The following is a 25,826-nucleotide window of genomic DNA, read 5'->3' on the forward strand; positions in this document are numbered from 1 at the left end:
CGCACAGGGTGCGCTCCCACAGACAAGCCAAGCGCCAGGCGCGGCATCAAGTGCGCCATCTGTGACCCACAGCCGATGCGCAGCGAGGCCCCGCTTTAAGTCCTCAGCGATTCGGGCGCGTTGCGCAGCGCATTGAGGTATCCGCTGTGTACCCTCGGAGGTTGTCCCACAACGACGCGCCTCAAGCGTTCGGGCTTATCCCAACACGATGCTGCGGGCGTTATCAGGCCATTCTCTTTGGGTTACTTTCGACGCGAAGCTAGTCCCGAGGGATCTCTTGGGCCAGCAAGAGAAAAGTGACTCGAGCGGCGGCAGCCGATCGAAACGCCCGCCGCGTCCCACAGGGACTAGCTTTGCGTCGTAGGCGGCACGCTGGCGGGATCGCGACAACCGAGCGGCACCGCTACTGGACCCCGGCCTACGCCGGGATCACGAGCAAAGACGGGGAAGATGGGGGCCAACCTCACCCCGGCGGAAACGTCACACTAAACCGCGCCCCATTGAACTCCGGCGACCGATCCACCACCAACTCGCCGCCATAAGCGCGAATAATGTCCTGCACGATCGACAAGCCAATCCCGTGCCCCTGCACGCGCTCATCACCGCGCACGCCACGCTGCAGCACCGCTTCGATCTTGTCGTCATTGATGCCCGGACCATCGTCCTCGACGCTCAACCACAAACCAGGACGCTGGCGACCCGCAACGGGACGCATCTTCACCACCAGCAACACCTGATGGCGCGCCCACTTGAACGCGTTCTCCAACAGATTGCCCATCAGTTCGAGCAGATCGCCCTGCTCGCCGTAGAACGCCGCGTTGTCGTCGATATCGAATTCGCACAACACGTTTTTGGCGGCGTAGACCTTCTCCAGACTCTGCACCAGATCTTCCGCGTGACCGGCAATGGGAATGGCGGTGGTAGCAAAGGTCTGGCGGCCGGAGGTGGCGGCGCGCGCAAGCTGGTAAGCGACCAGCTCATCCATGCGGCGTACTTGCTCGAGCACCGGATCGCGCAAGGCCGATTGGGCGATCGCGCTTTCCAGACTGGAGCGGATCACCGCCAACGGCGTCTTCAGGCTGTGCGCAAGATCAGCCAGCGTGTTGCGCGTACGCACGCGCTGTTCGCGCTCGCTGTCGATGAAGGCATTGATGCGTTCGGTAAGGCCGGTGAGTTCCAGCGGGTATTGATCGCCCAGGTGCTCGCGTTCGCCGCGCTCCACGCGCGACATCTCGTTGGCGACTTTGCGCAACGGCGTGAGGCTCCAGCGCAGCAACAGCATCTGCAGCAGGATCAGCATCACGCCCAGTGACGCCAGCCAGAACACCAGGCTTCGTCGGAACACCGCGTTGCGCCCTTCGAGCTGGTCCTCCGTCTGCGCCACCATGAAAGTGAGGTGCACCGATTTCTTCTCGGCGGTATCGAGCGCCACGCCGTAGATGTAGTAGTAGAGGCGCCCCATGCGCGTATCGACTGGGCCGACGAAGTGCTCTTCGCCGGGCGCGAGGGGATGCAGGAAGCCGAAGTCGCGACCAATGGCCGACGGCGATTCCCACTTGAAACCGTTGTCGCCGATGGCGACCGCGTAAAGGCCCGAGCCCGGTCGCGAGAAACTCGGATCGGGCGGCGTGTCGGGCAGCAGCACCTTGCCGGAGCGACCGACTTCGGTGCCCGCGAGGTAAGCCACGACAAAATTCTGCAGGCGATCCTGCAGCCCCTTCAGCGAACTGTCGGCTGCCGTGCGCGTGAGCGTAAGACCGACCACGCCCAGGAACGCAGCCAGCACAAATCCCGTCGCCAGCGCTGCGCGGCCCGCCAGTGAAAGCGGGCGGCGCGGCGGCGATGGATCATTCGTCTTCGCTTTCGCTGCGAGGGATGGCAAAGCGGTATCCGCGTCCACGTACCGTCTCGATGGGCTTGAGGTTGCCTTCCGGGTCCAGCTTCCTGCGCAGGCGGCCGATGAAGACCTCCAGCACGTTGGAATCGCGATCGAAATCCTGCTGGTAGATGTGCTCGGTGAGGTCGGCCTTGGAGACCAGCTCACCGGCGTGCAGCATCAGGTATTCGAGCACCTTGTATTCATAGCTGGTCAGGTCGACCGGTTTGCCTTCCACCGTCACGGTTTGGGCGGTCGTATCGAGCTTGATCGGGCCGCAGGCCAGGATGGGCTTGGACCAGCCGCTGGCGCGGCGCACCAGCGCGTTGATGCGCGCCAGCAGCTCTTCGACGTGGAACGGCTTGACCAGGTAGTCGTCGGCGCCGTGCTTGAGGCCTTCGACCTTGTCCTGCCAGCCGCCACGGGCGGTGAGGATCAGGATGGGGTAACGCTGGCCGGCTTCACGCAGCGACTTGATCAGGTCCATGCCCGACATCTTGGGCAGGCCCAAGTCGATGATGGCCAGATCGAAGGGCACTTCGCGTCCGAGGTACATGCCCTCTTCACCGTCCTGGGCCGCATCGACGGCAAAACCATCGCGCTTCAGGCGGGCGGCGAGGGTCTCGCGCAGGGGAGCCTCGTCCTCAACCAAAAGAATGCGCATCAGTGTTTCTCCTTGTTGCTTCCACCGTCACTGGACGGGTTCTTGGTCGAATCACTGGAAGCCGGCGCCTTGCTGGCCTCCGTGGTCACGGTCACCACGCGTACGTGCCCGGTGGGCGTCAGCACTTTCACGCGGTGTTCGAAGGAACTGCGGCCCCGCCGCACGGTACTGGCGGACAGTACCTTGCCGCCTGTTTCATGCTGCACCTGGGTCACCGCCTGCTCCAGCGACATGGATGGCTCCGTGGACTGTGCCGCCCAGGCAGCGGTGCCTGTCGACAGTGCCAGCAGCCATGCCAGGGGACGCAGGATTGTTTTCATTTTGTTAAACAAAGCCCGGGTAACGGCAGGGGACGGTATCCATCGGCGTTCAGACTATGGAATCGCGGCTGAATATAGGCCGGACGAACCTGAACGGTCACGCGGCGATGCGCGGTTGTGCGATGGCCTGCTCCATCAGCGACCAATCGGCCCCCGGCAGATGGGCGCCCTCGCTGAGCCGGCGGCGGAAGCCGCGGGCCCCGGGCTCGCCCTGGTACAGACCCAGCAGGTGGCGGCTGATGTGCTTGAGCGCCGTGCCGCGGGCCAGCTCGGCCTCGACGTAGGGCCGCAGGCGCAGCAGCACGTCCTCACGGGTCGGCATCGGCTCGTCGTAGAGCGCGGCCTCGACCTGGGCGAGCAGGTAGGGGTCGTGATAGGCCGCCCGCCCCAGCATCACGCCGTCGACCTGTTGCAGGTGGGCCTGCACCTGCTCGACCGAGGTGATGCCGCCGTTGATCACCACCACGAGGTCGGGAAATTCGCGCTTGAGGCGATACACGCGCTCATAGTCCAGCGGCGGGATCTCGCGGTTTTCCTTGGGGCTCAGGCCCTGCAGCCAGGCCTTGCGCGCATGCACCACCAGCACTTCCACGCCGGCGGCGATCATCGTCTCGGTGAAGTGCTGCAGGTCGGCGTAGTCGTCCTGGTCGTCCACGCCGATGCGGCATTTGACGGTGACCGGGATATCGACCGCATCGCGCATGGCCCTCACGCAATCGCCCACCAGGGCCGGCTCGCGCATCAGGCAGGCGCCGAAGCGGCCGGACTGCACGCGGTCGGACGGGCAACCGACGTTGAGGTTGATCTCGTCATAGCCCGCCTCAGCGCCGTAGCGCGCGGCAATGGCCAGCTCGGCCGGATCACTGCCGCCCAGTTGCAGGGCCACGGGGTGCTCCTGCTGGCTGTGTTCGAGCAGGCGCAGCTGTTTGCCGCGCACCAGGGCGGCGCTGGTCACCATCTCGGTATACAGGCGCGCATGCGGCGACAGCAGCCGGTGGAAATACCGGCAGTGGCGGTCCGTCCAGTCCATCATGGGCGCGACGGTGAGGCGCCAGTCGTCCTTCTGGATCGGCTGCCGCAAGGGAGAAATCGGGGCTGACATGGGGCCTATTGTACTTGCTCGGCCCGGCGGGTCGCGAAGGCCCTGCCCGTGCGGCCCGCTCGATGCGGCAGGTTGACGCAATAAACCGGGTCTCGCGACGCCCGGCAGCCTGAGCTGCCAGGACGCCATGGCATAATGGCGCCTTCGCTGCACCCCCAGGGCAGCACTCGTCAGGCGCAGCGGATTCCGCCTTCCCCACACGAGTCCAGTACCGGCCTGGCCGGTACCCTGCCCGCAGCTTCCCCAAGCTTTTTTTAGGACGGTACCGGCAATGGTGGCATTGGCGACGGAGCACGTGATCGACGTGCACCACTGGAACGACAGTCTCTTCAGCTTCCGCACCACGCGCGATCCGGGCTTCCGTTTCGACAGCGGCCAGTTCGTGATGATCGGCCTGGAAGTGGATGGCCGTCCGCTGATGCGCGCCTATTCGATCGCCAGCGCGAACTACGAGGAACACCTGGAGTTCTTCAGTATCAAGGTGGCCAATGGTCCGCTCACCTCGCGCCTGCAGCACCTCAAGCCGGGCGACCCGCTGATCGTCAGCCGCAAGCCGACCGGCACGCTGGTGCTCAACGACCTCAAGCCGGGCAGGCATCTGTATCTGCTGGGCACGGGCACGGGCCTGGCGCCGTTCATGAGCCTGGTGCGCGATCCGGAAACCTATGATCGCTACGAGAAGATCGTGATCGCGCACGGCGTGCGCAACGTCAACGATCTTGCCTACAAGGACTATCTCGAAACCGAGCTGCCGCAGCACGAATACCTCGGCGAACTGGTGCGCGAGAAATTGATCTACTACCCCACGGTGACGCGCGAAACGTTCCGCAACCAGGGACGCATCACCGACAACATCGTCGATGGGGCGATGAGCTCTGCGATTGGCCTGCCGCCGCTCGATCCGGCGACGGATCGCGTGATGCTGTGCGGTAGTCCCTCGATGCTGGACGACACCTGCGCGTTGCTGGATACGCGGGGTTTTCAGGTGTCGCCGCGTACGCGAGAGCCGGGCGATTATGTGATTGAGCGGGCGTTCGTCGAGAAATAAATCGCGCGGAACACCGCGGATTTTTTTGTGGGAGCGCACCCTGTGCGCGACGGGCGCTGCGTCGAGGTACAACGAAGCGCCGTCGCGCACAGGGTGCGCTCCCACAGTTTTCTTTCTCTCAGCGCTGCGTCTATTCCCAGATCTTGTAGACGCGGCCGGTCAACACGCCTTCCACGCTGCGTCGATACACCTGACCCACGCGTGCGCCGGGCACGGCCTCGAAGCCCGGGAAATACGGCCCATACGCTTCGAGCGCTTCGGTAAGCAAGGTGGCACTCACCGCATTGATGCGCAGACCACGCGGCAATTCCGTTGCAGCCGAACGCACGAAGCCTTCGATCGCCGCATTCACCGTGGTGGCGTTGGTGCCCAGCTTGATCGGCTCTTCGGCGGTGATGCCGCTGGTCAGCGTGAAGGAGCCACCGTCGCGCAGATGCGGGATGCCGGCGATCACCGCATTCACCTGCCCCATCAACTTGTCCTGCAGTCCGGACATGAATTGCGCGGGCGTTGTGTTCACAAGCTCGCCGAAATGCACGCTGCCGGCCGCGGTGACCACGGCATCGAGCTGACCTACCTCCGCGTACATCCGCTCGACGCTCGCCATGTCGGTGAGATCGACGCGTACATCGCCCGAGTGGCGCCCGGCGCGGATGAGTTCGTGGTGGGGCGCCAAGGCCCCTGCCACCGCCTGGCCGACGATGCCGCTGGCACCGACTAGAAGAATTCGCATGGTGAAGCCTCGTGGATGCGCCCCGGCGTGGGTCGCCAAGCCCCCAGTGTCCGCCGAGCCGCGGTCACAATAAACGTGCCATGATGCGACCCATTCCGAACCATGGGTTTTCAATCATGGATACGCTGGCAAGCATGGCGATGTTCGTGCGGGTGGTGGATACCGGCAGTTTCGCGGCAGCCGCGGAGGCCAGCGGGGTGTCGCCGACCATGGCCGGCAAGCACATCCGCGCGATCGAGCAACGGTTGGGCGCGCGCCTGCTCCATCGCACCACGCGCCGGCAACAGCTCACCGAGGTAGGCCGGCTCTATTACGAACGCTGCAAGCTGGTACTGGCCGATGTGGAACTGGCCGAGCGCAGCGCCCACGAATTGCAGGCCACGCCGCGCGGACGGCTCCGCATCACCGCACCGATGAGCTTCGGCAGCCGCAGGCTTACCCCAGCGCTCACCGATTACCTGCAACGCTATCCCGATGTCAGCGTGGAACTGTCGCTGGACAATCGCGTGTTCGACCTGGTCAGCGAAGGCTACGAGCTAGGCATCCGCATTGGCGCAGTCGATGACCCGCAGCTGGTCGCACGCCCCCTGCTGCCGTATCGCATGCTGTTGGCCGCGTCCCCTCAGTACCTCGCCAAGCACGGCAACCCGTCGCGTCCCGAGGAGCTTTCCAAACACACTTGCCTGGGCCTCACCAACTGGCGTCGTCGCGACCAGTGGCGTTTGCTCGGACCTGAGGGTGCGGAGTGCGATGTACCGGTGCAGGGGCGGCTATCGGTCGATCATGGCGATGCCTTGCGTGTCGCCGCCCTGCACGGCGCCGGCATCGTGCTGCAGCCCGAGGTATTGCTGGCGGACGATCTGGCCGAAGGAAGACTGATGGCGGTGCTGCCCGAATGGGCGCCGCCGTCGACGCCGATGCATCTGTTGTACGCGCAGGATCGCCGGCCGACGGCGAAGCTGCGCAGCATGATTGAGTTTTTGCTGGAGCGCTTCGGGGCGGAAGCTTCTGTGTAGGAGCGCACTTGTGCGCGACCGCCCCACGCAACGAAAACCCTGAGGCGCTGCGGTCGCGCACAAGTGCGCTCCTACAAAGGGCGAGGCACCTTCACTGGCGCACGCGGCCCTTACCTTCGTTGTCCCAGTATCCGAACACATGTCGCGCGATCAGTTTGTAGAGGCGCTTGCCAGTGGCACGCCATAGCAGCGCATGCGGAGCAGGTGTTTGCAGGATCAGCAGCTGCCGTGCGGTCAGCGCCTGCGCGCAATACGTACGCTTGTGCTTGAGCAGATGACGCAGGTCTTCGCGCGCCAATGCACGGAACAATGCCCCACGCTTGCCGCGCGTCCAGGCGAGCTGGAAATCCACCAGCGCAGGGCGGCCATCCACGCCCACCAGCCAGTTGGGCTCCTTGGCCGCATCGTTGTGCACGATGCCGCGCCGATGCAGGCGCGCCAGCAGTCGCAGTGCATCGCGGTAATACGCGCGGTCGCAAGGTTGCCCTTGTTGCATCGGTGCGCCGGCGATATAGCTGCGCAGAAGTTCTCGCCCGTTCCAGCCCAGCAGCGCAGGCACCCCCTCCACACCATCGAGCTTGATCAGCGCACGCGCTTCGCGTGCGGCGGCGCGGCGGGCGAAAGCGCGTGCCCACCAGCAGGCCGCGTGGACATCGCGGCGGATCACGCGCACGCCATGCCGCTCGATCATCTCGATGCGACCCAGTTCATCGGACTTGAGCAGCGCGTCGCCTGAGGTATCCACAGATGCTCCCTGCGGTGGCCGTGCACCATTGTCACCCAACGGCGTGATGCCGGCGGCATGGCCATGCCGATATGCTGGGTTCTCGAACATGGAGAACCTCATGCTGGAGATTGCACTCTACGTGCTGGCCGCCCTGCTGATGATCGGCGGCCTCGCCGGCAACATTCTGCCTGCCTTGCCCGGCATCCCGATGATCTTCGGCGGCATCTGGCTGGTGGCCGCGGTGGACCAGTATCGGCACCTGGGAACGTGGTGGCTGGTGGTCATCGGCGTCCTCGGCGCCATCGGCGTGGCGCTGGACTTTGTGGCTGCGTCGCTGGGCGCCAAACGGGTGGGCGCCAGCCCCAGAGCGATCTGGGGAGCCGGCATCGGTACCGTGGTGGGCATGTTCTTCGGCCTCGCCGGGCTCATAGTCGGTCCGTTCCTGGGCGCCCTGCTGGGCGAGCTGAGCTCGGGCACCAGCGTGCTGCGTTCGGCCCATGTGGGCGTGGCCACCTGGCTGGGGCTGCTGTTTGGCACCGTGGTGAAGCTGGTGATTTCCTTTGTGATGATCGGCTTGTTCGCGTTTGCCATGCTGTTTGGCTGAGCCCGGGGCCGGGGCTGGCCATTCGGCTAGCGCGACCTTCGGCACATGGCGCAGCGTACGCGCCGCCCTATAGGCTCGGGGGCACTCCACCTTCAGGGAAGTGCTCATGTCCAAACGTCTCGCCCTGGCACTGGCGGTTTCGCTGGTCGCCGTCGGTTCCGCCCAAGCGGAAACCAAGTCGCCCGCCTGGATCGAACGCAGCAACACCGACGCCAAGGTGCTGCTCGATGTGATGGCGAAGTTCAACCCGGAATTCGCCTCGCAGATCGGCGTGCCCGGCTTCGACGACAAGGTCGTCGACATGAAGCCCGACGTCGACGCCCGTTCGCGTGCCGCCTTCGTCGACGCCAAGGGCAAGCTCGAAAAGATGCTGGCCAGCGAGAAGGACGAGAACGTCCGCCAGGATCTGCAGATCATGATCAAGGCCGTCGATCAGCAGATCGAAGGCATCGATCTCAATCACAAGTACATGCTGCCGTACCAGGACGTGGGCCAGCTGATCTTCCAGGGCGAGTTCGTCTTGCTGAAGGACGACGTGGCCGCCAATCGTCGCCCCGCCGCGCTCAAGCGCCTGGAATGCTACGTGGGCAAGACCGCGGGCTGCACGCCGCTGGTCGAGCTGGCCAAGGCGCAGACCACGGCACGACTGGGCGAGAAGGACCTGATCGGCCCGTACAAGAACGAAGTGGAGCAGAAGCTCAGCAATACGCCGCGCTACACCCAGGGCATCCGCCAGCTGTTCGCCAAGTACAAGCTGGACGACGCGCAGGGCAAGGCCGCGCTCGATGCGCTGGACAGCCAGCTCAAGGACTACGACAGCTGGGTGCGCACCACCATCGTGCCGCGCGAGCGTACTGACTTCCGCCTGCCCGAGCCGCTGTATGCGTACAACCTCAAGCAGGTCGGCATCGACATTCCGCCGGAACAGCTGATCAAGGAAGCGCAGTTCGAATTCACCGAGCTGCGCTCGATGATGCAGATGATGGCGCCGGTGGTGGCGAAGGAAGAAGGCATCCAGGCCACCGACTATCGCGACGTGCTGAAGGCGCTGAAAAAGCAGCAGCTGGGCAAGGATGACGTGGTGCCCTGGTACCACGAGATCATCGGCAAGATCGAAGACACCATCCGCCGCGAGCACATCATCACCTTGCCCCAGCGCAAGATGCAGATGCGCCTGGCGTCGGAAGCGGAAACCGCCGCCGTGCCGGCACCGCACATGGACCCGCCGCCGTTCATCAACAACCACGGCGAACAGGGCACCTTCGTGCTGACCATGGGCAACCCCAGTGGTGGCAAGTCCGATTCGTATGACGACTTCACCTATAAGGCGGCCGCCTGGACGCTGACCGCGCACGAAGGCCGTCCGGGTCACGAGCTGCAGTTCGCGGCGATGGTGGAACGCGGCGTGTCGCTGGCACGCAGCCTGTTCGCCTTCAACAGCGTCAACGTGGAAGGCTGGGCGCTGTATGCCGAGTCGGAAATGCTGCCGTACGAGCCGCCGTCGGGCCAGTTCGTGGCCTTGCAGGCGCGTTTGCAGCGCGCGGCGCGTGCGTATCTCGATCCGATGCTCAACCTCGGCCTGATCACCAAGGAACGTGCGCACGATGTGCTGCGTTACGACGTGGGCCTGTCCGAGGCGATGACGCAGCAGGAACTGGACCGTTACACCTTCAACAGCCCGGGCCAGGCCACTGCGTATTTCTACGGGTACATGCGCCTGCAGCAGACGCGTTTGAACACCGAGCTGGCGCTGGGCAAGGACTTCAACCGCCAGGCCTTCAACGACTTCGTGATCGGCCAGGGCTTGTTGCCGCCCGAGCAGCTCGCCGAAGCGGTGCGCACGCAGTTCATTCCGTCGCAGAAGAAGCAGGCGAAGTAAAAGCCGCTGTTTAGTTCTGACGAGGCCGCGCTTTCGGGCGCGGCCTTTTCTTTTGCGGGGCGGGCGCGTGACTGCTGAGTTCCAGCCACTGCGCAAAGTTCGCCGTGTCGCTGCGCAGTGCTGGCGGTACCAGGATGTAGTCGCGGCTGGGCGGCTCGTCTGCCCTGTGACGGAAGCGAGCCGCACCTTCGTGGGCGAGCAAGCCAGCCTGGTCCGCCTCAGCCAGGCGCAATGCCAGGCCTTGTGACGATAACCACGCGCACGGCCTTTCATCGAACCAGGCCATCAGCCCGCCGAACATCGGCTTGAACCGCAGATCGTGTGGACGTCCCAGGTGCGTGGCGGCGTCTTCCAGTTCCTGGCGCAGAAGCTCGATCGCGGGGTTCACATCGGCGCGTCGGGCAGCACGTAGAGCAGCACGGCAAGATAGTGCAGCACGCTGCCGGCCAATACGAAGAAGTGCCATACCGAGTGGTGATAAGGCAGTTTGCGCCACAGGTAGAACGGCACGCCGAGCGTGTATGCCACGCCACCGGCGAGCAGCAACACCATGCCGCCCGTCTGCAGATGCGCCAGCAACGGCTTGAACGCGATCACGCCCACCCAGCCCATGCCGATGTACATAAGTACCGCCAGCTTGCGGTACTTCTTCAGCAGGCCCAGTTCGAGCGCGCTGCCCATCAGCGCCAGCGTCCACACCGTGGCAAACAGACTCCAGCCCCAGGCGCCCGGCAAGGCGATCAGGGTGAACGGCGTATAGGTGCCGGCAATCAGCAGGAAGATCGCGATGTGGTCGAGCGTACGCAACACGCGCTTGGGCAGCGCGCCGGGAATGGAGTGATACAGCGTCGAGGCCGTGTAGCACAGGATCAGCGTGGTGCCGAACACCGCGCTGGCCACCACGGCCCGGGTGTCGCCGTACAGCGCTGCAAACGTCACCAGCGTCACCAGGCCGGCAATGCTCAGCAGGATGCCGATGCCGTGAATCACACTGCTGGCGAGCTCGTCGCCGAAGGCATAGCGGGGGAGAGCCGTGCCGGAGGTGGCGGACATGGGGATTCCTCAAACGGAACGTACTGGAGCGTACGGCCCCGCCACCTTAGGACGCCCGATCCGATTCAACAAGAGCGGAAGCGGGCATCCGTCAGGCATGCCCGCGACGCAAGACCGCACGACGCCGGCGCGCCGTGCCGTCCGATCACTCGATGATGAAGGCGCCGAAGGCCACGCCCAGGTCCCAGCCCTTGCCGGTGCCGCTGAGCGCGAGCGACACATTGCCCTTGGTCATCACGCGCGCACCGGCCGAGTTGGCTGCACCGGCATGCACGCCGGCATCGGCGTAATGGCCCTTGATCTCGCTGATGCTGCTGACACCCGAGAACTTGCCCACGCCATTGGTGATCTGGCTCTTGCCGAAGGTGAGTCCGCCGCCCTTGACGCGCAGGTGCACCGACAGACTCTGGCCGTTGTTGCAGTGGACAGTACCGCTGCCGGTGGCCGTCTGATAGAACACCGACCAGCCCGCGAGGTTGAAACTCATCTTGCACTCGATATCGCCGGCATGTGCCGGCACTGATGCCGCCCAGCCGGCCACGGCCAGCACGGTGGCAGCCATCCACTTCGACATGCTCATTGCCCTTCTCCCTGGTTGCGCGCTGCCAGTAGGCAGCAAGCGCGCGGTTCTGGCAATCGCCAGCCCGCTGCGGCGTGAACAGGCCATTCACCCAGGATGTACGCCATAGCAAGCCGCAAGGGGAAACAATGCGATAACCGGGCATCCCCTCTCTCTCCCCCGATGCCCGGCCTTACCGCCCCGCCGTCCTGTGCGGGGCTTTTTTTGTCCTGCGATTTCGCGCGCTGCACCGCCACCGATGGCAGGCTCTATGCTGATATCGGATTGGGAATCAGGAGAGCCGCCATGTCTGCGATCGACCTGCTGTTGCATCTGGACCATCTCGACCTGGGCGTTGCCGCTCCGCGTGCCGCCCTGGCCTTGGCGCAACGGCTGGGGGCTAGGCTCGACGCGCTCTACGTGGCCGACCTGCCAGCCACCGCCTTCAGTCTTCCCGAAGCCGTGCCCGTACAACTCGAAGAAACACAGCGCCGCGTCGCCGAAGCACGAACACATGACCACCACTGGCAGCAGGCGTTGGCCGCCCGTGCGCTCAACGGCAGCTGGCGGGTCACCCAGGGCGACACCGTCCAGGCGGTGAGCCAGGCGGCCTCCGGTTACGACATCCTCGTGATGGAGCGCAGCCAGAAGCGCAGCGATGCGCCAGTCGGTTTCGGCTCGGTGTCGCGTTGCGTGTTTGCCAGCGGGCGGCCGGTACTGGTAGTGCCGGATGTCTCGCCCGTGCCCAGCGTCGGCGCCAATGTGCTGGTGGCATGGAACGGCAGCCGCGAATCCGCGCTCGCGCTGGCCGCGGCCGTGCCGTTGCTGCAGAAGGCCGATCTGGTGCGCGTGCTCGACGGCAGCGAAATGAACGCGGACATGTTGCCGGTGCTGCCGCCGCCCGGCCTGGCCGACTGGTTGCAGCGCCACGGCATCAACGCCCGCATCGATACGCTCGATAGCGGCCCCAGTCACGCCGCGGGGCCCGCCGTGTTGGAGGCTGCGCATAGCCAGGGAGCCGACCTGATCGTGATGGGCGCCTGGAGCCGCTCGCGGCTCGCGCAAATGGTGCTCGGCGGCACCACCCGCCACCTGTTCATGCATGGCGACGTGCCGATGCTGGTGGCGCACTGAAAAAAGCCCGAACCGGGCCAGGCAGCTCCCGCCCGCCAGAATAGCCTTCCATACGGCTACTTGCGCAAGTCTTTTTTTCGGGCTTAGGCTGCAAGCGCACCGACACGATCCCTCCGCGTCCCCGCGCGGCGTGCACGGGCCATCCGCCTGCTCCAGCAGGCGTCAAAATTCACATCGATACGTCAGGAGGTCGCCTATGTCGTCCGCAAGCCTGGCTGCACCCCGTCATGCCCATCCCGACCACATCCGCATCGCCGCGATGAGCGTGGCGATCACCCTCAACCTCGCTGCGCTGCTCGCCCTCATGCGTCCGATGGCGCCGCAACTGGCCGAGCAGGTGCAACGCATTGCCGCCACGCCGATCAGCTGGATCACCCCGGCGAAGGAAGTGCCTCCGCCACCACCGATCGATATCAAAAAGCTGGCGCCGCCGAAGACCGTTCCACATCCGCAAGCGCTAACGCATCCCCTTCCGGTGACGCCGCCAGTGGTCAACACCACGGACGATGGCACGGTGCCAGCGCCCGTGACTCCGCCCACCATCGCCCCTCCCGCAGCGGACGTTACCAACACTCCCGTCGAAGCCACCCTCGCCTATCGGGCGACGCCGCTGAAATATCCCGCACAGGCGCTGCATTCGCGCCTGCAAGGGCAAGTGATCCTGAAGGTGTTGGTGGACGAGAACGGTGTTCCGCAGGAGGTCGCTATCGAACAAAGCAGCGGCTACAGCCTGCTCGATCGCAGTGCACGCGAGCAGGTGCTGAAGAGTTGGAAGTTCGAACCGGCGATGGTGAATGGCCGGGCCGTGCGTGCATGGGCACGTGTCCCGGTGACGTTCAATTTGAACGAGCTTTGAGCGGCTTCGTCGCGCTTTAGAACGATCTGAAGCGGAAGGCCCGACCTGCATCCAGTGGCAGGCCGGGCCCTTCCACGGCAAGCGAAGTTCTAGTGGGCGTTGACGGGCGCCGCCGGCGCAGGTCCGCGCGCCAGGCGCACGATGGCCCACACCACGGCCACCAGCAAAATCACCGGCAGGCACAAGGGCAACAGGGCGAGCGCCACGATGGGCGCGGCGATCAACAAGGCAAGGCCGCCGAACACCAGACCGAGCACGGCGCCGACCAGGCTGAACAGCCCGCCGATCAAGGCGAAGGCGAGTTTGAAGACCAGGCCGATCAAGGCGACCCCGAGCCAAACGCCTACTATCAACATCAAGAGCACGCTTATCGCAAACATGATGTGTCTCCTCCCGGCGTCACTGCCGGCGACCGTTGCGCATCGAGCAGTTGTGGCAACCGATGCAAGTTTCAAGGCCTGCTTGGAAAGCATCGTGCGCTTTTGCGGCATGTCGCGCATGTCGCGAAAGTCATGTCCCTCGCCATGCCGATCTCGCCCCGGTGTTACGGGACTTTAACGATACGCATGCTCCACTGCGCGCCGGTTTCCATGAGTGACTGCGCATGGCCAAACACATGCAACACCTCAAGGCGCTGCGTGAAATCGCATTTGACTATGGGGTGGGCGAGCACCCTGACCTTGCCTCGATGGCAAGGGAACTGAGTCGTACGGTTTACCAGAATAAGCAGGCCCTGATCGGCGACCTGGCCGATTTGCGCGAGCGCAACCGCGGCTTTGAACGCTGGCTGGTGGCGCAGCGCAACAAGCCCGATATCAGCGTGCTCGTGATGGCATGGCCCGCCAACTACGCCACCCCGATCCACGATCACGATGGCCTGTGGGGCCTGGAGATGGCCCTGCATGGGGCACTCGAAGTGGAATCCTGGGACCGTGACCAGGACGGGAAGAACCTGCGATTGACCGGCCGCGACTGGCTAGGCCCCGGCGATGTCACCTGGTTCGACGCTGACGACCGCCACGTCCACCGTTGCCGCAACCTCTCCCGGCACGACACTGCCTTGACGCTTCACGTGTACGGTGGCGATCTGGCACAGTACTTTACATACCAACAAGCTGGCGAAGCTGGCCAGTGGACCGCAAGCCAGCAGCGCAGCGCCTTGGCCGGCCGCCTGTATGCTTGAAGCCACACACGTGAAGACGCTTTTTTTGAGGGAGTGGCATGTATCGACGGGTCGCCATCATCGGCGGCGGTGCTGCAGCGGCAGCGCTGCTGAGCGAGCTACTGGAACGCCAGTTGCCGCAGCAGTTGCATCTGGACTGGTATACCGGCGGCGGTAACTCGCCGCGTGGTGTCGCGTATGGCACGCGGTCCGACAAACATTTGTTGAACGTCCGTGCGGCCTCGATGAGCATGTTTGCTGCCCGGCCGCACGGGTTTCTGGAATACGCCCAGCGTGGCGACAGCACCATCGCCGGTACCGATTTCCTGCCGCGACGCCTCTATGGCGATTATCTCGAAGCTCAGGTGGAGCGCGCGCTCGAGCGTGCACGTGCAGCCGGCCACGATGTGCGCGTGCTGCCGTTCGAGGTGGATGCCATCGTGCCGGAGCACGATGGCGTCAATGTGATCCATGGCGAGGACAGCGCACGTGCCGACGCCGCCGTGCTGGCGATCGGTTCGTTGCCGCCGCTGCCGTTGAATGGCGTCAGCGATGCGGCGCTCGAAAGCGGCCAGTACGTGACTGAACCCTGGGGTTTTCTTGCGCAGGCCAAGCCGGACACACGTCCGCGCAAAGTGGTGCTGATCGGACTGGGTCTCACCGCCGTCGACGTGTTGCTGGAGCTTTCGGCGCTGTGGCCGAACGCCAGCTTCGAAGCCATCTCGCGCCACGGCCTGTTGCCGGAGCCACATCTGCAGCACGCCTCCGCGCCAGCTGACGACAGCGGCGAACTGATCGAGGCGATGCGCGACGAACCCTACATCCGTACCTGGATCCGCCTGCTGCGCGAAGCCATGGCGCAAAGCGCCGACTGGCGCACCGTGGTCGACAGCCTGCGCCCGCATACGCCTTCGCTATGGGCGCTGCTGGCGGAAGCGGAACGCTCGCGCTTCCTGCGTCATGCACGCTGGGCCTGGGAACGCGTGCGCCATCGCATGCCGCCGCAGGTCATGGCGGCCATGAAGGCGCTTGAGGATGGCGACCGGCTGCACCGTCGTCGCGGTCGTCTGCAGACGGTCGATGTCGTCGGCGACAAGCTGCATCTGGAAATCCGCCGTCCGCACGGCAAGGGCATGGAAACCATGGATGCCGATCTGGTCATCCAGACGGTGGGCCTCAACACGGATGTGCGGCGCACGCAGCATCCGTTGATCCGCCAGCTGTCGACCAATGGCCATGTCACCGCCGATCCGCTCGGTCTGGGCGTCACGGCAACGACGGAAGGACGCGTGGCGCATGGCAACCAGCCGTGGCCGCACTTCTACGCGATCGGTACCCTGCTGCGCGGCACGCTGTGGGAATCCACGGCCATGCCGGAGATACGCCAGCAGGCGCGCAATCTCGCCGACCGGTTGTTGAAGGGCGGATAAAAAAAGGAGCGCTTGGCGCTCCTTTTTTTTGCGTGCCAGCGATTACCAGCCGCTTAAAACCAGCTTGCCGATCGAGCTCGCGCTTTCCACTTGCTGATGTGCGCGACGCAGATTCTCCGCATTGATCGCACCCAGGTTGTCGCGCAGCGTCGTGCGCAACACACCGGCGTCGACCAGGTCGGCCACTTCGTTGAGCAGACGATGCTGCGCCTGCATGTCCTCGGTGTGGAACAGCGAGCGCGTGTACATGAACTCCCAGTGCAGCGAGATGCTCTTCTGCTTGAGCAGGTTGATCTCCAGCGGCTTGGCCGGATCATCGATCAAGGCCAGCTTGCCCTGTGGTTTGAGCAGTTCCACCAGCTTCGCGAAGTGCTGCTCGGTGTGCGTGAGGCTGAGCACATCGTCCACGCCTTGCGGCGCCACCGCCTTCACCGCGGCGACCAGATCGCCATGATGATCGACCACGTGATGCGCGCCCAAGGCCTTCACCCACGCCTGACTGTCTTCACGCGACGCCGTGGCGATCACGGTGGCATTGGTCAACGTGCGTGCCAACTGGATCGCCATCGAACCCACCCCGCCTGCACCGCCGACGACCAGGATGACGCGAGGACGCGCTGTGGCGCCGCGAGGCAGGTTGAGCCGGTCGAACAGCAATTCCCACGCAGTGATCGTGGTGAGCGGCATCGCCGCGGCCTGCGCGAAATCGAGTGTGCCGGGCTTGCGTCCCACGATGCGCTCATCGACCAGCTGGAATTGCGCGTTGCTGCCGGAACGATCGATCGCACCGGCGTAGTACACCGCATCGCCCGGCTTGAACAGCGTAACGTCGGCGCCCACCGCCACCACGGTGCCGGCGGCATCCCAACCCAGCACTTTGTCTGCACCCTCGGGGTTGGCGCGCTGGCGCACCTTGGTATCCACCGGATTGATCGAGATCGCCTCGACCTGCACCAGCAGATCGCGCCCTTGCGGCGCGGGCTGCGCCAACTCGACGTCGATCAGGCTATGCGGATCCGTGATGGGCAGGATCTGTCGGTACGCGACGGCTTTCATGCAGCTCTCCTTGCGAATCTGAAAAGTCAGGGAATGATTTTGCGCCGACGAAAGTCATCAAACAGTCGCGTGAACATCGCCTTGGTTTCCACATGTTCGTGGAAGCCGTAGCGCCGCGCCTTGGAACCGTCGCCAAACATGTCGTAGTCCCAGGAAAACACGAAGTCGGCAAAACGCCAGGACGATACCTCGGCATAGGCATGCGGCGCGAGGCCGTGGCGTTCGCCCATGGCTTGCCACAGCGGCTCCTTGTCTGCCATCACGCTATCGAGCGATAGCGGCAGTGGTGGCGCGACTTCAAGGCCGAAATAATCGGCGATGAAGGGCCACATCTCGTTCCATCGGAACAGGTCGCCGTTGGTGATGTTGAAAGCCTGATTGGCGCAATGCGGCTCGGTGGCCGCCCACACCGTGGCGCTGGCGAGCAGACCGGCATCGGTCATCTCCAGCAGCCTGTCGTAGGCACCCGGCTTGCCGGGAAAACGCAGCGGCAGGCCGAGCTCCTTGCTCATCGACGCATACACGGCGATGGCGAGCGCGAGATTCATCGGATTGCCTAGCGCAAAACCGCCGACCACCGCAGGGCGGATCGCCGACCAGCTCCACGCCCTGCCCTGTTGTCGCTGTTCGAGCAGGCGTTGCTGATCGTGCATGAATTCCGGCGGCATGAAGGCCGCATCGGTTTCGCGCGCCGGCGTCTTGAACGGACCGAGGTGTCCGCCGTAGACCTTGTAGCCCTGCATCAGGCTGATGTGTTCAAGCTGCGGCGCCACCGCTTCGATCGCGTCCAGCACGTTCACCAGCATCGCCACGTTCGGCGGCACCAGTTCGGCCCAGCTGGGGCGATCCTGATAGGCCGCGTAGAACACGTGCGTCACGTGATCGAGTTTGCGCAGCTTTGCCAGCGTGTCGTCAATATCGAGCAGATCGACGGCGATGTGTTGCACGCGGCCAGCACCTGTCCCACCGCGACGCGACAAGCCGATCACCTGCCAGTCCTCAAGCGTCGACAAGTGATCGATCAGATTGCGACCGATCACGCCCTGGGCACCCACCACGAGTGCGACCTTGGTTTGCTTGCTCATGCCCATCCTTTGCACGCAGAGAGTTCGATCAGGCGCCGACGGCGCAAGCTGCCGCGACTGGGCGGCGACGTCGTTCGAGCGCCGCGCTGACCAAAGTCACCAGCAGACCCAGCAAGGCGACCACGGCGCCGGCCACACTTACCGACGGCAGACCCAGACCCATGCCGATCATCGAACCGCCGATGAAGGCGCCGATCGCATTGCCGAGATTGAACGCAGCAATATTCAGCGTCGAGGCCAGATGCGGACCATCGCTCGCCTGTTGCACCACGCGCATCTGCAGCGGCGGCACGGTGGCAAAGGCAGCGATGCCCCAGACGAACACGGTGACCACGGCAGCGATGGTGTTGTGCATGGTCCAGGCAAACGCCAGCATGATCAGCGACAGCGCGATCAGCACGCCCACCAGCGAGGGCATCAGGCGCCAGTCGGCAAGGCGGCCACCGAGCATGTTGCCGATGGTGGTGCCCACGCCAAACAGGATCAGCACCCAACCCGTGGCGCCCACGCTCACATGCGCCACCTGCTGCAGGATCGGCGCGATATAGGTGAACACGGTGAACACGCCGCCAAAGCCCAGCACCGTCATCAGCAAGGCCAGCAGCACCTGCGGCTGACGCAGCACGCCCAGCTCGCGCTTCATGTTCGGCGACGCCAGATCCGGCAAGGCCGGCACCAGCCGCCACACGGCGATCGCGGCGATCAGGCCCAGGCCGGTCACGGCCATGAAGGTCGAGCGCCAGCCCGCCCACTGGCCGAGAAAGGTACCGAACGGCACGCCCAACACATTGGCCAGGGTCAGCCCGGTAAACATCAGGGCGATGGCGCGGGCAGCCTGGCCGCGCGGCACCACATGCGAAGCCACCACGGCGCCGATGCCAAAGAACGAGCCATGGCAGAACGCCGCCACCACGCGCGCCACCATCAGCACGCCGTAGTTGGGCGCCACCGCGCATAGCGCGTTGCCCAGAATGAACAGGCCGAGCAATAGCAGCAGGGCGTTGCGACGCTCCATGCGGGCCGTGAGCGCCGCCAGCAGGGGCGCGCCGGCCGCGACACCCAGTGCGTAGCCCGACACCAGCAGGCCGGCGGACGGGATGCTCACGTGCAGGTCCGTGGCCACTTCGGGCAACAGGCCCATGATCACGAATTCGGTGGTGCCGATGGCGAACGCGGCGACCGACAAGGCCAGCAGGGCCAACCGGGATGAACCGGCTGCGGCCGCAGCAGCGCTTTCGGAAGAACGTGGGGAGTTCATGGGAGGGGATCCCTGAAGGAAACGGCCGCCACTGTGCGCCTTGTAGATCTTTGCGGGAATTGAGCAAACTAGAGAGGCATCTTTTCCTGAAAGTTAAAGATGGCTCATTCCCAGGCCGTACCAGCCTGCTCGCCAAGGTCTCTGGAACATGGTCGATTTCGAAGATATGCGCCTGTTCGTGCGCGCCGTGACCGAAGGCAGCCTGTCGGCGGCCGGGCGCGAACTGGGTCTGTCGCCCGCTGCCGCCAGCAAGCGGCTGACCCGGCTGGAGACCGCGCTGGGCGTGCGGCTGCTCCAGCGCAGCTCGCGCCGCCTCGTGCTCACCGAGGAAGGCACGCTCTACTTTGAGCGCTGCCAGGCCATCATCGCCGACGTGGACGACGCCAACTCGGCCGTCGGGCTGCGCCAGCTGGAGGTGCGCGGGCAGCTGCACATCTCCGCCTCGGTGGATATGGGGCGCCAGTATGTGGGCCCGATGGCGGCCGGTTTCGCCGAGCAGCACCCGCAGCTGCATCTGCGCATCACCAATTCCGACGCCATGCTCGATCTGTTCGAGTACGGCGTGGACGTCGCCGTGCGGGGCGGCACCATGGTCGACTCGCGCCTGGTGTCGCGCCTGCTCACCAACAACTTCCGCGTGCTGTGCGCTTCGCCGGACTATCTGGAACGGCATGGCTATCCGCACCATGCCGACGAACTGCAGCAGCACCGCTGCCTGATGCTGCACCGTCCGGGCCATGGCGTGCTGCCGTGGATGGTGCAGACGCCGGACGGCTCCCGTCCGTTGCGCGTGGAAGCGGCGATGACCTGCGACAACGGCGACCTCATGCGCAGCCTGGCCATTGCCGGCCACGGCATCGCGTTCAAGTCCGCCTGGGATATCGCCGACGACGTGCGCGCCGGCCGCCTGGTGCCGCTGAAGAACGAGGTGTTCCTGGCCGACGCCCACATCTACGCCATCTATCCCAGCCGTGCCTACCTGCCGGCGCGCATTCGCCTGTTCGTCGATCACCTGCAGCAGGCACTGCAGGCACGCGAACGCGATGTGCTCGATACTGTGCGCGACGCCATGCGTTGATGCGGGGAACCCATGCTCGATAAGGATCGCCTCACTCATCTCGCCGGTGGCGCGGCATGTTGACCACCATCGTCGGCACCCTGTTGCTGGTTCTGCACATCGCCGGCGTGCTCGCCGCCATGCACGCGGTGATCAATACGCGCACGCCGCAAGGCGCGTTTGCGTGGGCGCTGGGCCTGGTCTTGCTGCCCTACGCCACGCTCATTCCGTATCTGTATCTGGGACGCAGCCATTTTCACGGCTACGTGGACCTGCATCGCGCACGACGCGACCAGATGCAGGCACTGGCGGACGCCCAGCTGGCCAATGGCTCCAGCGCGCCGGAGGTCAACGATCGCTATGGCGAGATCGCGCACATGCTCGGCGCGCGCTTCCACGCCGGGCAACGGCTGCGACTGCTGATCAACGGCGACGCCACCTTCGAGGCGATTTTCGCGGCCATCAATGAGGCCAGGCGCTGCGTGCTCGTGCAGTTTTTCATCATCCACGACGACATGCTCGGCAAGCGCATGCAGCAGGCGCTGATCGATCGCGTGCGCGCCGGTGTGGATGTGTGTGTGCTCTACGACGGCATCGGCAGCCACGCGCTGCCGAACGAGTATGTGGAAACGCTGCAGGAGGCGGGCGTGATCATCCATTCATTCGCCACCCAGCGGCGCAGCAACCGCTTCCAGCTCAATTTCCGCAATCATCGCAAGATTGTGGTCGTGGATGGCATGCGCGGTTACGTCGGCGGCCTCAACGTAGGCGACGAATACCTCGGCCTCAGCCCCCCGCTGGCGCCATGGCGCGATACGCACCTGGAAATCGAAGGCCCGGCCGTCGCCGATCTGCAACGCAGCTTCGCCGAAGACTGGCACTGGGTCACCGGTGAGCTGCCGCCGCTGCTCAAACCGCAGCAACAGGTCGGCAACGCGCACACGCTCATCGTGGCCACCGGGCCGGCCGATCGACAGGAGACCTGCTCGCTGTTCTTCGTCTCGCTGATCCACGCCGCGCGTCACCGGCTATGGATCACCACGCCTTATTTCGTGCCCGACCAGGCAGTGATGTCGGCGTTGCGGCTGGCGGTGTTCCGCGGCGTGGACGTGCGCGTGCTTATTCCGTGCCGCCCTGATCACCGCACGGTATTCCTTGCCACCAGCCTGTATGCCCACGATGCGGTGCTCGCCGGCATCCGCGTGTTTCGCTATCAGCCGGGCTTCGTGCACGAGAAAGTGCTGCTGGTGGACGATGACACCGCCTCGGTGGGCAGCATGAATCTGGACAACCGTTCGTTCCGTCTCAACTTCGAGATCGGCGCCCTGAACGTGGATCCCGAATTCGCTGGCGAGGTGGAAGCCATGCTGTGCGATGACTTCGCCCACGCGCACGAGGTCACGGCTGCGGAATATGAAAAGGCGCCGTATCTGCGGCGACTGGCGATGCACGTGGCGCGCTTGTTTGATCCGGTGCTTTAAGCCGTGCCGAGGCCTTGCTGTCGCGATCAGCCAGTCGCCTTGTTGCCATGGAGCAAATAGAGACTGCCGGTAAGCACCGCTCCCGCCAACGACAACATCGCAGCCACCACGAACATCGGACCATAGCGTCCACCCGACGCGATCCACCCGCCCAGCGGACCGGTCACGCCCAGCGCCACATCGATAAACACCGAATACGACGCCAGTGCCGCGCCGCGATTGCTTCCGCTCACGCGCTCCACCGCCACCACCCCGAGCGCGGGGAAGATCAGCGAAAAACCGATGCCGCTCAGCGCGGCTCCCAGCATGGCCATGGCAGGGTGATTGGCCATGGCCAGCACGATCAGGCCCGCGCATTCCACCAGCAACGAAACGAGCGCGGTGCGATAGCCGCCGAAGTGCGCGATGGTCCAGCCAAGCACCAGGCGCACGCCCACGAAACACACGCCGAACACGCTCAAGGTGGGAGCGGCACCGGACCAACCCTCGCGCGCGTAGTACAGCGTGATGAAGGTGGCGATTACCCCGAAGCCCACCGAAGCCAGCGCCAGGCCCATGCCGTAGGGCGCCACGCGGCCGAACACGTGATGCATCGGCAGGCGCTCGCCGGCCTCGACGTGCACGGCGGGGCGACGCCACGCCAGCAACAGGCCCAGCACCATCAACAACACTGCCGCGATGCCGATGCTGGCAAAACCCGCCGCAGCGTTCAGCACCACGCCCAGCGGCGCACCGACCGCCAGCGCGCCATAGGTGGCAATGCCGTTCCAGGAAATGACCTTGGCGGTGTGTTCCGCACCGACCCGCCCGATGCCCCACATGATGCAACCGGTGGCCACGCAACTTTCGCCCATGCCCAGGGCCAGTCGCGCCACCAGCATCACGCCCACTGAGGCGACCGGCCATGCACGCAGCAGGGCCGCGGCGATCATCAGCAGGCCGCTGATCGCGCACGCCACCAGGCCGATCAGCGCGGCACGCTTGGGGCCAGCGGTGTCGGAGGTGCGACCCGCAAAACCACGACTCAACAAGGTGGCCACGTACTGCGTACTGATCACCAGGCCGGCCAGCACGGCGCCAAAGCCAAGCTCGGTGTGCACGAACGGCGGCAGCACCGCCAGCTGCATGCCGATCACCAGATAGGCCAGAAAGGTGAAAAGAACGATCTGGACGATTCGTCGGGTCAACGGCAAGCCGCTGGCGCCCGCTTCAACGTGAGTATTCATGGGTACTGCTTTGGGGGAGGAGACAGCGGCTGCATCGGCGCGAGGGGGAATGCCGATGCAACGCTTTACACGGACGAGCGACGACGTACGAACAACAGCCAGCCGATGAATACACCCACGGCGACACCGACAAATTCGAAGAACACGCGTGCGCCGAGATTGTCCGGGTCGTGCACTTCGGCCAGGCGTATTTTCAGCAGCTGCAGCGACTGCACGCGGCCGTAGTTGAAATAGATCAGGTTCCACATATCGCTGCCACCGGCCAGGATCACGCCGATCACGCTCGCCCAGCCTACCTCGAGCCCGAGACTCCAGCCCTGGGTACGGCCGAACATATGCAGGATCACGTAGGCGAGCAGGCCGATGACCAGGGCAATCCCGCCGGCCTCCAGCGCGCCTACGATTCCGTAGCCCATCCACGACTGGTCAAAAAACATGCCTCTGGTCCCTATCGGTTGCCGTGGGCTCATTATGCCTGCGACGACGTCCCCGCCGGGCCATACCATCGTCTGGGGTGGGGTGATTTTCAGCCTGAACGCTCCATATGGATGACAAATCCCCCGTCGAACGCGTCACACCACGCCCCCCTCCAGCCCACTAGACTTTCCGGCGCAACCTTTTGCGAGACTCGACGCGACCATGAGCCCATCCCTATGAGCCCAGCTATCAGCCGCCGCGCCGCCCTGATCCTGGTCGACGTGCAACCGGACTTCATGCCCGGCGGCGCGCTCGCCTGCCACGAGGGGGACGCCATTGTTCCGGGCATCGACCAGCTGCTGAAGCGGGATTTCTTCGAGCATGTGGTGGCCACCCAGGACTGGCACCCCAAGGGCCACGTCTCGTTCGCCACCTCACACCCCGGACGCGCGCCGTTCGACCGCATTCCGCTGTATGGACATGCGCAGACGCTGTGGCCGCCGCACTGCGTGCAGGAAACGCCGGGCGCGGCGCTGCATCCGTCGATCGACTGGTCCCCGGTGGATACGGTGATCCGCAAGGGTGACGATCCCCGCGTGGATTCGTATAGCGGCTTTCGCGAAAACCACGGGCCGCACGGCAAGCGTCCATCCACTGCGTTGCACAGCTGGCTGCGCGAACAAGGGGTGGATGAGGTCTATGTCTGCGGGCTGGCGCGCGACGTCTGCGTGCTGTGGACCGCGCAAGATGCGGTGGAACTGGGTTATCGCACGCACGTGCTGTGGGATCTCACCCGGCCGGTGTCGCCCGAGACCGATATCCCCACACGCCTGCGCTTCGAGAACCTCGGCGTGGACGTGCTCGACTCGACCGCGCTGGCCTGAGCGCGTCAGCCTTCGTTTTCGGAGGCGACGCTGACCTGCGGATCGCCTTCCTCATCAACGCTTACGCTGATATTGATCGGACGGCAGCAGACCTGGCAGTCCTCGATGTAATGCTGGCTGTCGACGGAGCCATCGACGAGGATCTCGATGGCTTCGCCGCAGTAGGGGCAGTGGATGAAGACTTGATCGAGCATGGCGCCCTCCTCGACTCCCCTGTCCTGACTATCGCTCAGCGCTTGGCCAGCGACAGCGACGAACCCCACTTGTTCACTTCCACCAGCGCGGTTTCGCCGGGGGCCAGGTTGGTGTCGACGTGCGCATTGTCGCCCGCCTTGTGGCACGCGCCGGAGTTGCGCAGCGATACGGTGTGGGCGCCGCTGGGCAGATAGAACGTGGCCTGCTCGCCGGTCTCCAGCTGCGCGGCAAATTTGTCGTCGACCAGCACCTGGCTGGAGCAACCGCCGCCGAAGTAACCGTTGCTGCGCACGATCTGCAGCGTGGCATTGCCGTCGCCCGGCGTCTGGTAGAGGAACTGCCGATTGGACACCACGTCCTTGATGACCTTGTCATGGTCGTTGGTCACGCCGCAGCCGGTCAGGGCCACCAGGCCCAAGGCCACCCACACTGCACTTGCTGCGTTCTGCATGATCTTCATCAGCGGACTCCATCTTGGATAGTTAGCATCGCCAATGGGCGATCAATCGGTTGTGAATCGTACGCTCAGGTCACCGGTGGTTCCCATGCCGAAGGGCACAGAATGAGGAACCAGCCCTCGCGTGCCGTGCGCCGGGCCAGCTGCAGCAACGCTTTGTCCTTGCTCAGCAGGCACTCGGCACCTGATGCCAGCGCCAGCTCGAGGAACTTCTGGTCGTCCGGATCAGCGCAGCGCGGCAGCTTCACCTCGGGGCGTGGCGTCATGGCTGCCGCCGGCAGCAGCGACACCGCAAGGTCGAACGCCGCCATGGCCTGCCGGCGGGCCTCCTCGCCGAGGCCAAACTGCGGATAACCCAGCACTGCCTGCCATTCCTCGCGGCAAGGCTCATCCACCACCACGACCACGAGACCCTGTGCCAGCGCGGCGCTGAGGCGCTCGCAGGCAGGATCGCGGAACACGAAAAGATCGAGCGCGACATTGGTGTCGAGGACGAGACGGGGCACGGATTTGGACATGGCGCGCATGGTGGCACAGCCACCCGGTT

29 protein-coding genes are annotated in these 25,826 nt (G+C 64.8%); 11 read left to right on the forward strand and 18 right to left on the reverse strand.

Annotated features, from left to right (window positions below; translation table 11 throughout):
• Positions 1 to 463 precede the first annotated feature (463 nt).
• The 4 genes from AB4Y82_RS19165 to dusA form a co-directional block, all read right to left on the reverse strand.
• Positions 464 to 1,882: an ATP-binding protein gene (locus AB4Y82_RS19165; RefSeq protein WP_441604714.1), complete on the reverse strand. Its 1,419-nt coding sequence runs from the start codon at positions 1,880 to 1,882 to the stop codon at positions 464 to 466.
• Positions 1,848 to 2,540, reverse strand: coding sequence for a response regulator transcription factor (locus AB4Y82_RS19170; protein WP_046971280.1), 693 nt, complete (start codon positions 2,538 to 2,540; stop codon positions 1,848 to 1,850). Before AB4Y82_RS19170 ends, AB4Y82_RS19165 begins: the two co-directional genes overlap by 35 nt.
• Entirely contained in the window at positions 2,540 to 2,773 is a 234-nt protein-coding gene (locus AB4Y82_RS19175) for a PepSY domain-containing protein (RefSeq protein ID WP_441604715.1), read from the reverse strand. The genes AB4Y82_RS19170 and AB4Y82_RS19175 overlap by 1 nt, the downstream gene beginning before the upstream one ends.
• A 184-nt stretch (positions 2,774 to 2,957) precedes the next feature.
• Positions 2,958 to 3,962, reverse strand: a complete 1,005-nt coding sequence (gene dusA / locus AB4Y82_RS19180) for a tRNA dihydrouridine(20/20a) synthase DusA (protein WP_441604716.1) — start codon at positions 3,960 to 3,962, stop codon at positions 2,958 to 2,960.
• A gap of 271 nt (positions 3,963 to 4,233) precedes the next feature.
• Between dusA and AB4Y82_RS19185 the strand changes: the two genes are divergently transcribed.
• Entirely contained in the window at positions 4,234 to 5,010 is a 777-nt protein-coding gene (locus tag AB4Y82_RS19185; RefSeq protein WP_441604717.1) for a ferredoxin--NADP reductase, read from the forward strand.
• Between the two features lie 130 nt (positions 5,011 to 5,140).
• Here AB4Y82_RS19185 and AB4Y82_RS19190 read toward each other — a convergent pair whose 3' ends face one another.
• Positions 5,141 to 5,743, reverse strand: a complete 603-nt coding sequence (locus AB4Y82_RS19190; protein ID WP_441604718.1) for a short chain dehydrogenase — start codon at positions 5,741 to 5,743, stop codon at positions 5,141 to 5,143.
• Positions 5,744 to 5,859: 116 nt separating this feature from the next.
• Between AB4Y82_RS19190 and AB4Y82_RS19195 the strand changes: the two genes are divergently transcribed.
• A complete protein-coding gene (locus AB4Y82_RS19195) occupies positions 5,860 to 6,759 on the forward strand; it encodes a LysR family transcriptional regulator (protein WP_441604719.1) in 900 nt (299 codons plus the stop codon).
• Between the two features lie 91 nt (positions 6,760 to 6,850).
• On the opposite strand, the gene AB4Y82_RS19200 is transcribed toward AB4Y82_RS19195, so the two are convergent.
• On the reverse strand, positions 6,851 to 7,594 hold the full coding sequence (locus AB4Y82_RS19200) for a serine/threonine protein kinase (protein WP_441604720.1): 744 nt from the start codon (positions 7,592 to 7,594) through the stop codon (positions 6,851 to 6,853).
• 13 nt (positions 7,595 to 7,607) lie between these two features.
• Here AB4Y82_RS19200 and AB4Y82_RS19205 point away from each other — a divergent pair, with 13 nt between their 5' ends.
• Both AB4Y82_RS19205 and AB4Y82_RS19210 read left to right on the forward strand, forming a co-directional pair.
• Complete coding sequence (locus tag AB4Y82_RS19205; protein ID WP_441604764.1) at positions 7,608 to 8,090, forward strand: DUF456 domain-containing protein; 483 nt, start codon at positions 7,608 to 7,610, stop codon at positions 8,088 to 8,090.
• Between the two features lie 106 nt (positions 8,091 to 8,196).
• Complete coding sequence (locus AB4Y82_RS19210; RefSeq protein WP_441604721.1) at positions 8,197 to 9,969, forward strand: DUF885 domain-containing protein; 1,773 nt, start codon at positions 8,197 to 8,199, stop codon at positions 9,967 to 9,969.
• A gap of 10 nt (positions 9,970 to 9,979) precedes the next feature.
• On the opposite strand, the gene AB4Y82_RS19215 is transcribed toward AB4Y82_RS19210, so the two are convergent.
• The 3 genes from AB4Y82_RS19215 to AB4Y82_RS19225 form a co-directional block, all read right to left on the reverse strand.
• Positions 9,980 to 10,357, reverse strand: a complete 378-nt coding sequence (locus AB4Y82_RS19215; RefSeq protein WP_441604722.1) for a TfoX/Sxy family protein — start codon at positions 10,355 to 10,357, stop codon at positions 9,980 to 9,982.
• Entirely contained in the window at positions 10,354 to 11,022 is a 669-nt protein-coding gene (trhA, locus tag AB4Y82_RS19220; protein ID WP_441604723.1) for a PAQR family membrane homeostasis protein TrhA, read from the reverse strand. The genes AB4Y82_RS19215 and trhA overlap by 4 nt, the downstream gene beginning before the upstream one ends.
• Before the next feature lie 145 nt (positions 11,023 to 11,167).
• Positions 11,168 to 11,596 (reverse strand): hypothetical protein, encoded by a 429-nt coding sequence (locus tag AB4Y82_RS19225; RefSeq protein ID WP_441604765.1) that lies wholly within the window; start codon positions 11,594 to 11,596, stop codon positions 11,168 to 11,170.
• Positions 11,597 to 11,887: 291 nt separating this feature from the next.
• Here AB4Y82_RS19225 and AB4Y82_RS19230 point away from each other — a divergent pair, with 291 nt between their 5' ends.
• Together AB4Y82_RS19230 and AB4Y82_RS19235 are read left to right on the forward strand one after the other, a co-directional pair.
• Positions 11,888 to 12,715: a universal stress protein gene (locus AB4Y82_RS19230; RefSeq protein WP_441604724.1), complete on the forward strand. Its 828-nt coding sequence runs from the start codon at positions 11,888 to 11,890 to the stop codon at positions 12,713 to 12,715.
• Between the two features lie 196 nt (positions 12,716 to 12,911).
• The gene (locus AB4Y82_RS19235; RefSeq protein ID WP_441604725.1) at positions 12,912 to 13,571 is read left to right on the forward strand and encodes an energy transducer TonB; all 660 of its coding nucleotides are present in this window, start codon (positions 12,912 to 12,914) and stop codon (positions 13,569 to 13,571) included.
• 89 nt (positions 13,572 to 13,660) lie between these two features.
• Here the strand turns inward: AB4Y82_RS19235 and AB4Y82_RS19240 are convergent, their stop codons facing one another.
• Entirely contained in the window at positions 13,661 to 13,951 is a 291-nt protein-coding gene (locus AB4Y82_RS19240) for a hypothetical protein (protein ID WP_441604726.1), read from the reverse strand.
• A 224-nt stretch (positions 13,952 to 14,175) separates the two neighbouring features.
• Between AB4Y82_RS19240 and AB4Y82_RS19245 the strand changes: the two genes are divergently transcribed.
• Positions 14,176 to 14,754, forward strand: coding sequence for a cysteine dioxygenase (locus AB4Y82_RS19245; protein WP_441604727.1), 579 nt, complete (start codon positions 14,176 to 14,178; stop codon positions 14,752 to 14,754).
• 38 nt (positions 14,755 to 14,792) lie between these two features.
• Complete coding sequence (locus tag AB4Y82_RS19250) at positions 14,793 to 16,163, forward strand: FAD/NAD(P)-binding protein (RefSeq protein WP_441604728.1); 1,371 nt, start codon at positions 14,793 to 14,795, stop codon at positions 16,161 to 16,163.
• Positions 16,164 to 16,205: 42 nt separating this feature from the next.
• Here AB4Y82_RS19250 and AB4Y82_RS19255 read toward each other — a convergent pair whose 3' ends face one another.
• From AB4Y82_RS19255 to AB4Y82_RS19265, 3 genes are read right to left on the reverse strand one after another with little or no spacing between them, the layout of a single operon-like run.
• On the reverse strand, positions 16,206 to 17,219 hold the full coding sequence (locus AB4Y82_RS19255) for a zinc-binding alcohol dehydrogenase family protein (RefSeq protein ID WP_441604729.1): 1,014 nt from the start codon (positions 17,217 to 17,219) through the stop codon (positions 16,206 to 16,208).
• 26 nt (positions 17,220 to 17,245) lie between these two features.
• Entirely contained in the window at positions 17,246 to 18,304 is a 1,059-nt protein-coding gene (locus tag AB4Y82_RS19260) for an SDR family oxidoreductase (RefSeq protein WP_441604730.1), read from the reverse strand.
• Between the two features lie 28 nt (positions 18,305 to 18,332).
• Positions 18,333 to 19,562, reverse strand: a complete 1,230-nt coding sequence (locus tag AB4Y82_RS19265; RefSeq protein ID WP_441604731.1) for an MFS transporter — start codon at positions 19,560 to 19,562, stop codon at positions 18,333 to 18,335.
• A gap of 148 nt (positions 19,563 to 19,710) precedes the next feature.
• Here AB4Y82_RS19265 and AB4Y82_RS19270 point away from each other — a divergent pair, with 148 nt between their 5' ends.
• Positions 19,711 to 20,640, forward strand: a complete 930-nt coding sequence (locus AB4Y82_RS19270) for a LysR family transcriptional regulator (RefSeq protein ID WP_441604732.1) — start codon at positions 19,711 to 19,713, stop codon at positions 20,638 to 20,640.
• A gap of 56 nt (positions 20,641 to 20,696) precedes the next feature.
• The gene (gene cls / locus AB4Y82_RS19275) at positions 20,697 to 22,100 is read left to right on the forward strand and encodes a cardiolipin synthase (protein WP_441604733.1); all 1,404 of its coding nucleotides are present in this window, start codon (positions 20,697 to 20,699) and stop codon (positions 22,098 to 22,100) included.
• 26 nt (positions 22,101 to 22,126) lie between these two features.
• Here the strand turns inward: cls and AB4Y82_RS19280 are convergent, their stop codons facing one another.
• Both AB4Y82_RS19280 and AB4Y82_RS19285 read right to left on the reverse strand, forming a co-directional pair.
• Positions 22,127 to 23,326, reverse strand: a complete 1,200-nt coding sequence (locus AB4Y82_RS19280) for an MFS transporter (protein WP_441604734.1) — start codon at positions 23,324 to 23,326, stop codon at positions 22,127 to 22,129.
• Positions 23,327 to 23,391: 65 nt separating this feature from the next.
• Entirely contained in the window at positions 23,392 to 23,763 is a 372-nt protein-coding gene (locus AB4Y82_RS19285; RefSeq protein ID WP_441604735.1) for a hypothetical protein, read from the reverse strand.
• 216 nt (positions 23,764 to 23,979) lie between these two features.
• On the opposite strand from AB4Y82_RS19285, the gene pncA reads away from it, so the two are divergent.
• A complete protein-coding gene (pncA, locus tag AB4Y82_RS19290; protein WP_441611575.1) occupies positions 23,980 to 24,627 on the forward strand; it encodes a bifunctional nicotinamidase/pyrazinamidase in 648 nt (215 codons plus the stop codon).
• A 5-nt stretch (positions 24,628 to 24,632) separates the two neighbouring features.
• Here the strand turns inward: pncA and AB4Y82_RS19295 are convergent, their stop codons facing one another.
• From AB4Y82_RS19295 to AB4Y82_RS19305, 3 genes are all read right to left on the reverse strand, one after another.
• Entirely contained in the window at positions 24,633 to 24,821 is a 189-nt protein-coding gene (locus tag AB4Y82_RS19295; RefSeq protein WP_441604737.1) for a CPXCG motif-containing cysteine-rich protein, read from the reverse strand.
• Positions 24,822 to 24,856: 35 nt separating this feature from the next.
• Positions 24,857 to 25,282, reverse strand: a complete 426-nt coding sequence (locus tag AB4Y82_RS19300; protein ID WP_441604738.1) for a hypothetical protein — start codon at positions 25,280 to 25,282, stop codon at positions 24,857 to 24,859.
• A gap of 65 nt (positions 25,283 to 25,347) precedes the next feature.
• The gene (locus AB4Y82_RS19305; protein WP_441604739.1) at positions 25,348 to 25,785 is read right to left on the reverse strand and encodes a putative toxin-antitoxin system toxin component, PIN family; all 438 of its coding nucleotides are present in this window, start codon (positions 25,783 to 25,785) and stop codon (positions 25,348 to 25,350) included.
• Between the last annotated feature and the right edge of the window lie 41 nt (positions 25,786 to 25,826).

It is taken from the genome of Dyella sp. 2YAF14 (assembly GCF_052114725.1).
Taxonomy (GTDB): domain Bacteria; phylum Pseudomonadota; class Gammaproteobacteria; order Xanthomonadales; family Rhodanobacteraceae; genus Dyella.

Excerpts from the sequence above, each read along its gene's own strand:
- AB4Y82_RS19170 (WP_046971280.1), bottom strand. The coding sequence starts at position 2,540 with ATGCGCATTCTTTTGGTTGAGGACGAGGCTCCCCTGCGCGAGACCCTC.
- AB4Y82_RS19175 (WP_441604715.1), bottom strand. The coding sequence starts at position 2,773 with ATGTCGCTGGAGCAGGCGGTGACCCAGGTGCAGCATGAAACAGGCGGC.
- dusA (WP_441604716.1), bottom strand. The coding sequence starts at position 3,962 with ATGTCAGCCCCGATTTCTCCCTTGCGGCAGCCGATCCAGAAGGACGAC.
- AB4Y82_RS19185 (WP_441604717.1), top strand. The coding sequence starts at position 4,234 with ATGGTGGCATTGGCGACGGAGCACGTGATCGACGTGCACCACTGGAAC.
- AB4Y82_RS19190 (WP_441604718.1), bottom strand. The coding sequence starts at position 5,743 with ATGCGAATTCTTCTAGTCGGTGCCAGCGGCATCGTCGGCCAGGCGGTG.
- AB4Y82_RS19195 (WP_441604719.1), top strand. The coding sequence starts at position 5,860 with ATGGATACGCTGGCAAGCATGGCGATGTTCGTGCGGGTGGTGGATACC.
- AB4Y82_RS19200 (WP_441604720.1), bottom strand. The coding sequence starts at position 7,594 with ATGTTCGAGAACCCAGCATATCGGCATGGCCATGCCGCCGGCATCACG.
- AB4Y82_RS19210 (WP_441604721.1), top strand. The coding sequence starts at position 8,197 with ATGTCCAAACGTCTCGCCCTGGCACTGGCGGTTTCGCTGGTCGCCGTC.
- trhA (WP_441604723.1), bottom strand. The coding sequence starts at position 11,022 with ATGTCCGCCACCTCCGGCACGGCTCTCCCCCGCTATGCCTTCGGCGAC.
- AB4Y82_RS19225 (WP_441604765.1), bottom strand. The coding sequence starts at position 11,596 with ATGTCGAAGTGGATGGCTGCCACCGTGCTGGCCGTGGCCGGCTGGGCG.
- AB4Y82_RS19230 (WP_441604724.1), top strand. The coding sequence starts at position 11,888 with ATGTCTGCGATCGACCTGCTGTTGCATCTGGACCATCTCGACCTGGGC.
- AB4Y82_RS19235 (WP_441604725.1), top strand. The coding sequence starts at position 12,912 with ATGTCGTCCGCAAGCCTGGCTGCACCCCGTCATGCCCATCCCGACCAC.
- AB4Y82_RS19240 (WP_441604726.1), bottom strand. The coding sequence starts at position 13,951 with ATGTTTGCGATAAGCGTGCTCTTGATGTTGATAGTAGGCGTTTGGCTC.
- AB4Y82_RS19245 (WP_441604727.1), top strand. The coding sequence starts at position 14,176 with ATGGCCAAACACATGCAACACCTCAAGGCGCTGCGTGAAATCGCATTT.
- AB4Y82_RS19250 (WP_441604728.1), top strand. The coding sequence starts at position 14,793 with ATGTATCGACGGGTCGCCATCATCGGCGGCGGTGCTGCAGCGGCAGCG.
- AB4Y82_RS19255 (WP_441604729.1), bottom strand. The coding sequence starts at position 17,219 with ATGAAAGCCGTCGCGTACCGACAGATCCTGCCCATCACGGATCCGCAT.
- AB4Y82_RS19260 (WP_441604730.1), bottom strand. The coding sequence starts at position 18,304 with ATGAGCAAGCAAACCAAGGTCGCACTCGTGGTGGGTGCCCAGGGCGTG.
- AB4Y82_RS19265 (WP_441604731.1), bottom strand. The coding sequence starts at position 19,562 with ATGAACTCCCCACGTTCTTCCGAAAGCGCTGCTGCGGCCGCAGCCGGT.
- AB4Y82_RS19270 (WP_441604732.1), top strand. The coding sequence starts at position 19,711 with ATGGTCGATTTCGAAGATATGCGCCTGTTCGTGCGCGCCGTGACCGAA.
- cls (WP_441604733.1), top strand. The coding sequence starts at position 20,697 with ATGTTGACCACCATCGTCGGCACCCTGTTGCTGGTTCTGCACATCGCC.
- AB4Y82_RS19280 (WP_441604734.1), bottom strand. The coding sequence starts at position 23,326 with ATGAATACTCACGTTGAAGCGGGCGCCAGCGGCTTGCCGTTGACCCGA.
- AB4Y82_RS19285 (WP_441604735.1), bottom strand. The coding sequence starts at position 23,763 with ATGTTTTTTGACCAGTCGTGGATGGGCTACGGAATCGTAGGCGCGCTG.
- pncA (WP_441611575.1), top strand. The coding sequence starts at position 23,980 with ATGAGCCCAGCTATCAGCCGCCGCGCCGCCCTGATCCTGGTCGACGTG.
- AB4Y82_RS19295 (WP_441604737.1), bottom strand. The coding sequence starts at position 24,821 with ATGCTCGATCAAGTCTTCATCCACTGCCCCTACTGCGGCGAAGCCATC.
- AB4Y82_RS19300 (WP_441604738.1), bottom strand. The coding sequence starts at position 25,282 with ATGAAGATCATGCAGAACGCAGCAAGTGCAGTGTGGGTGGCCTTGGGC.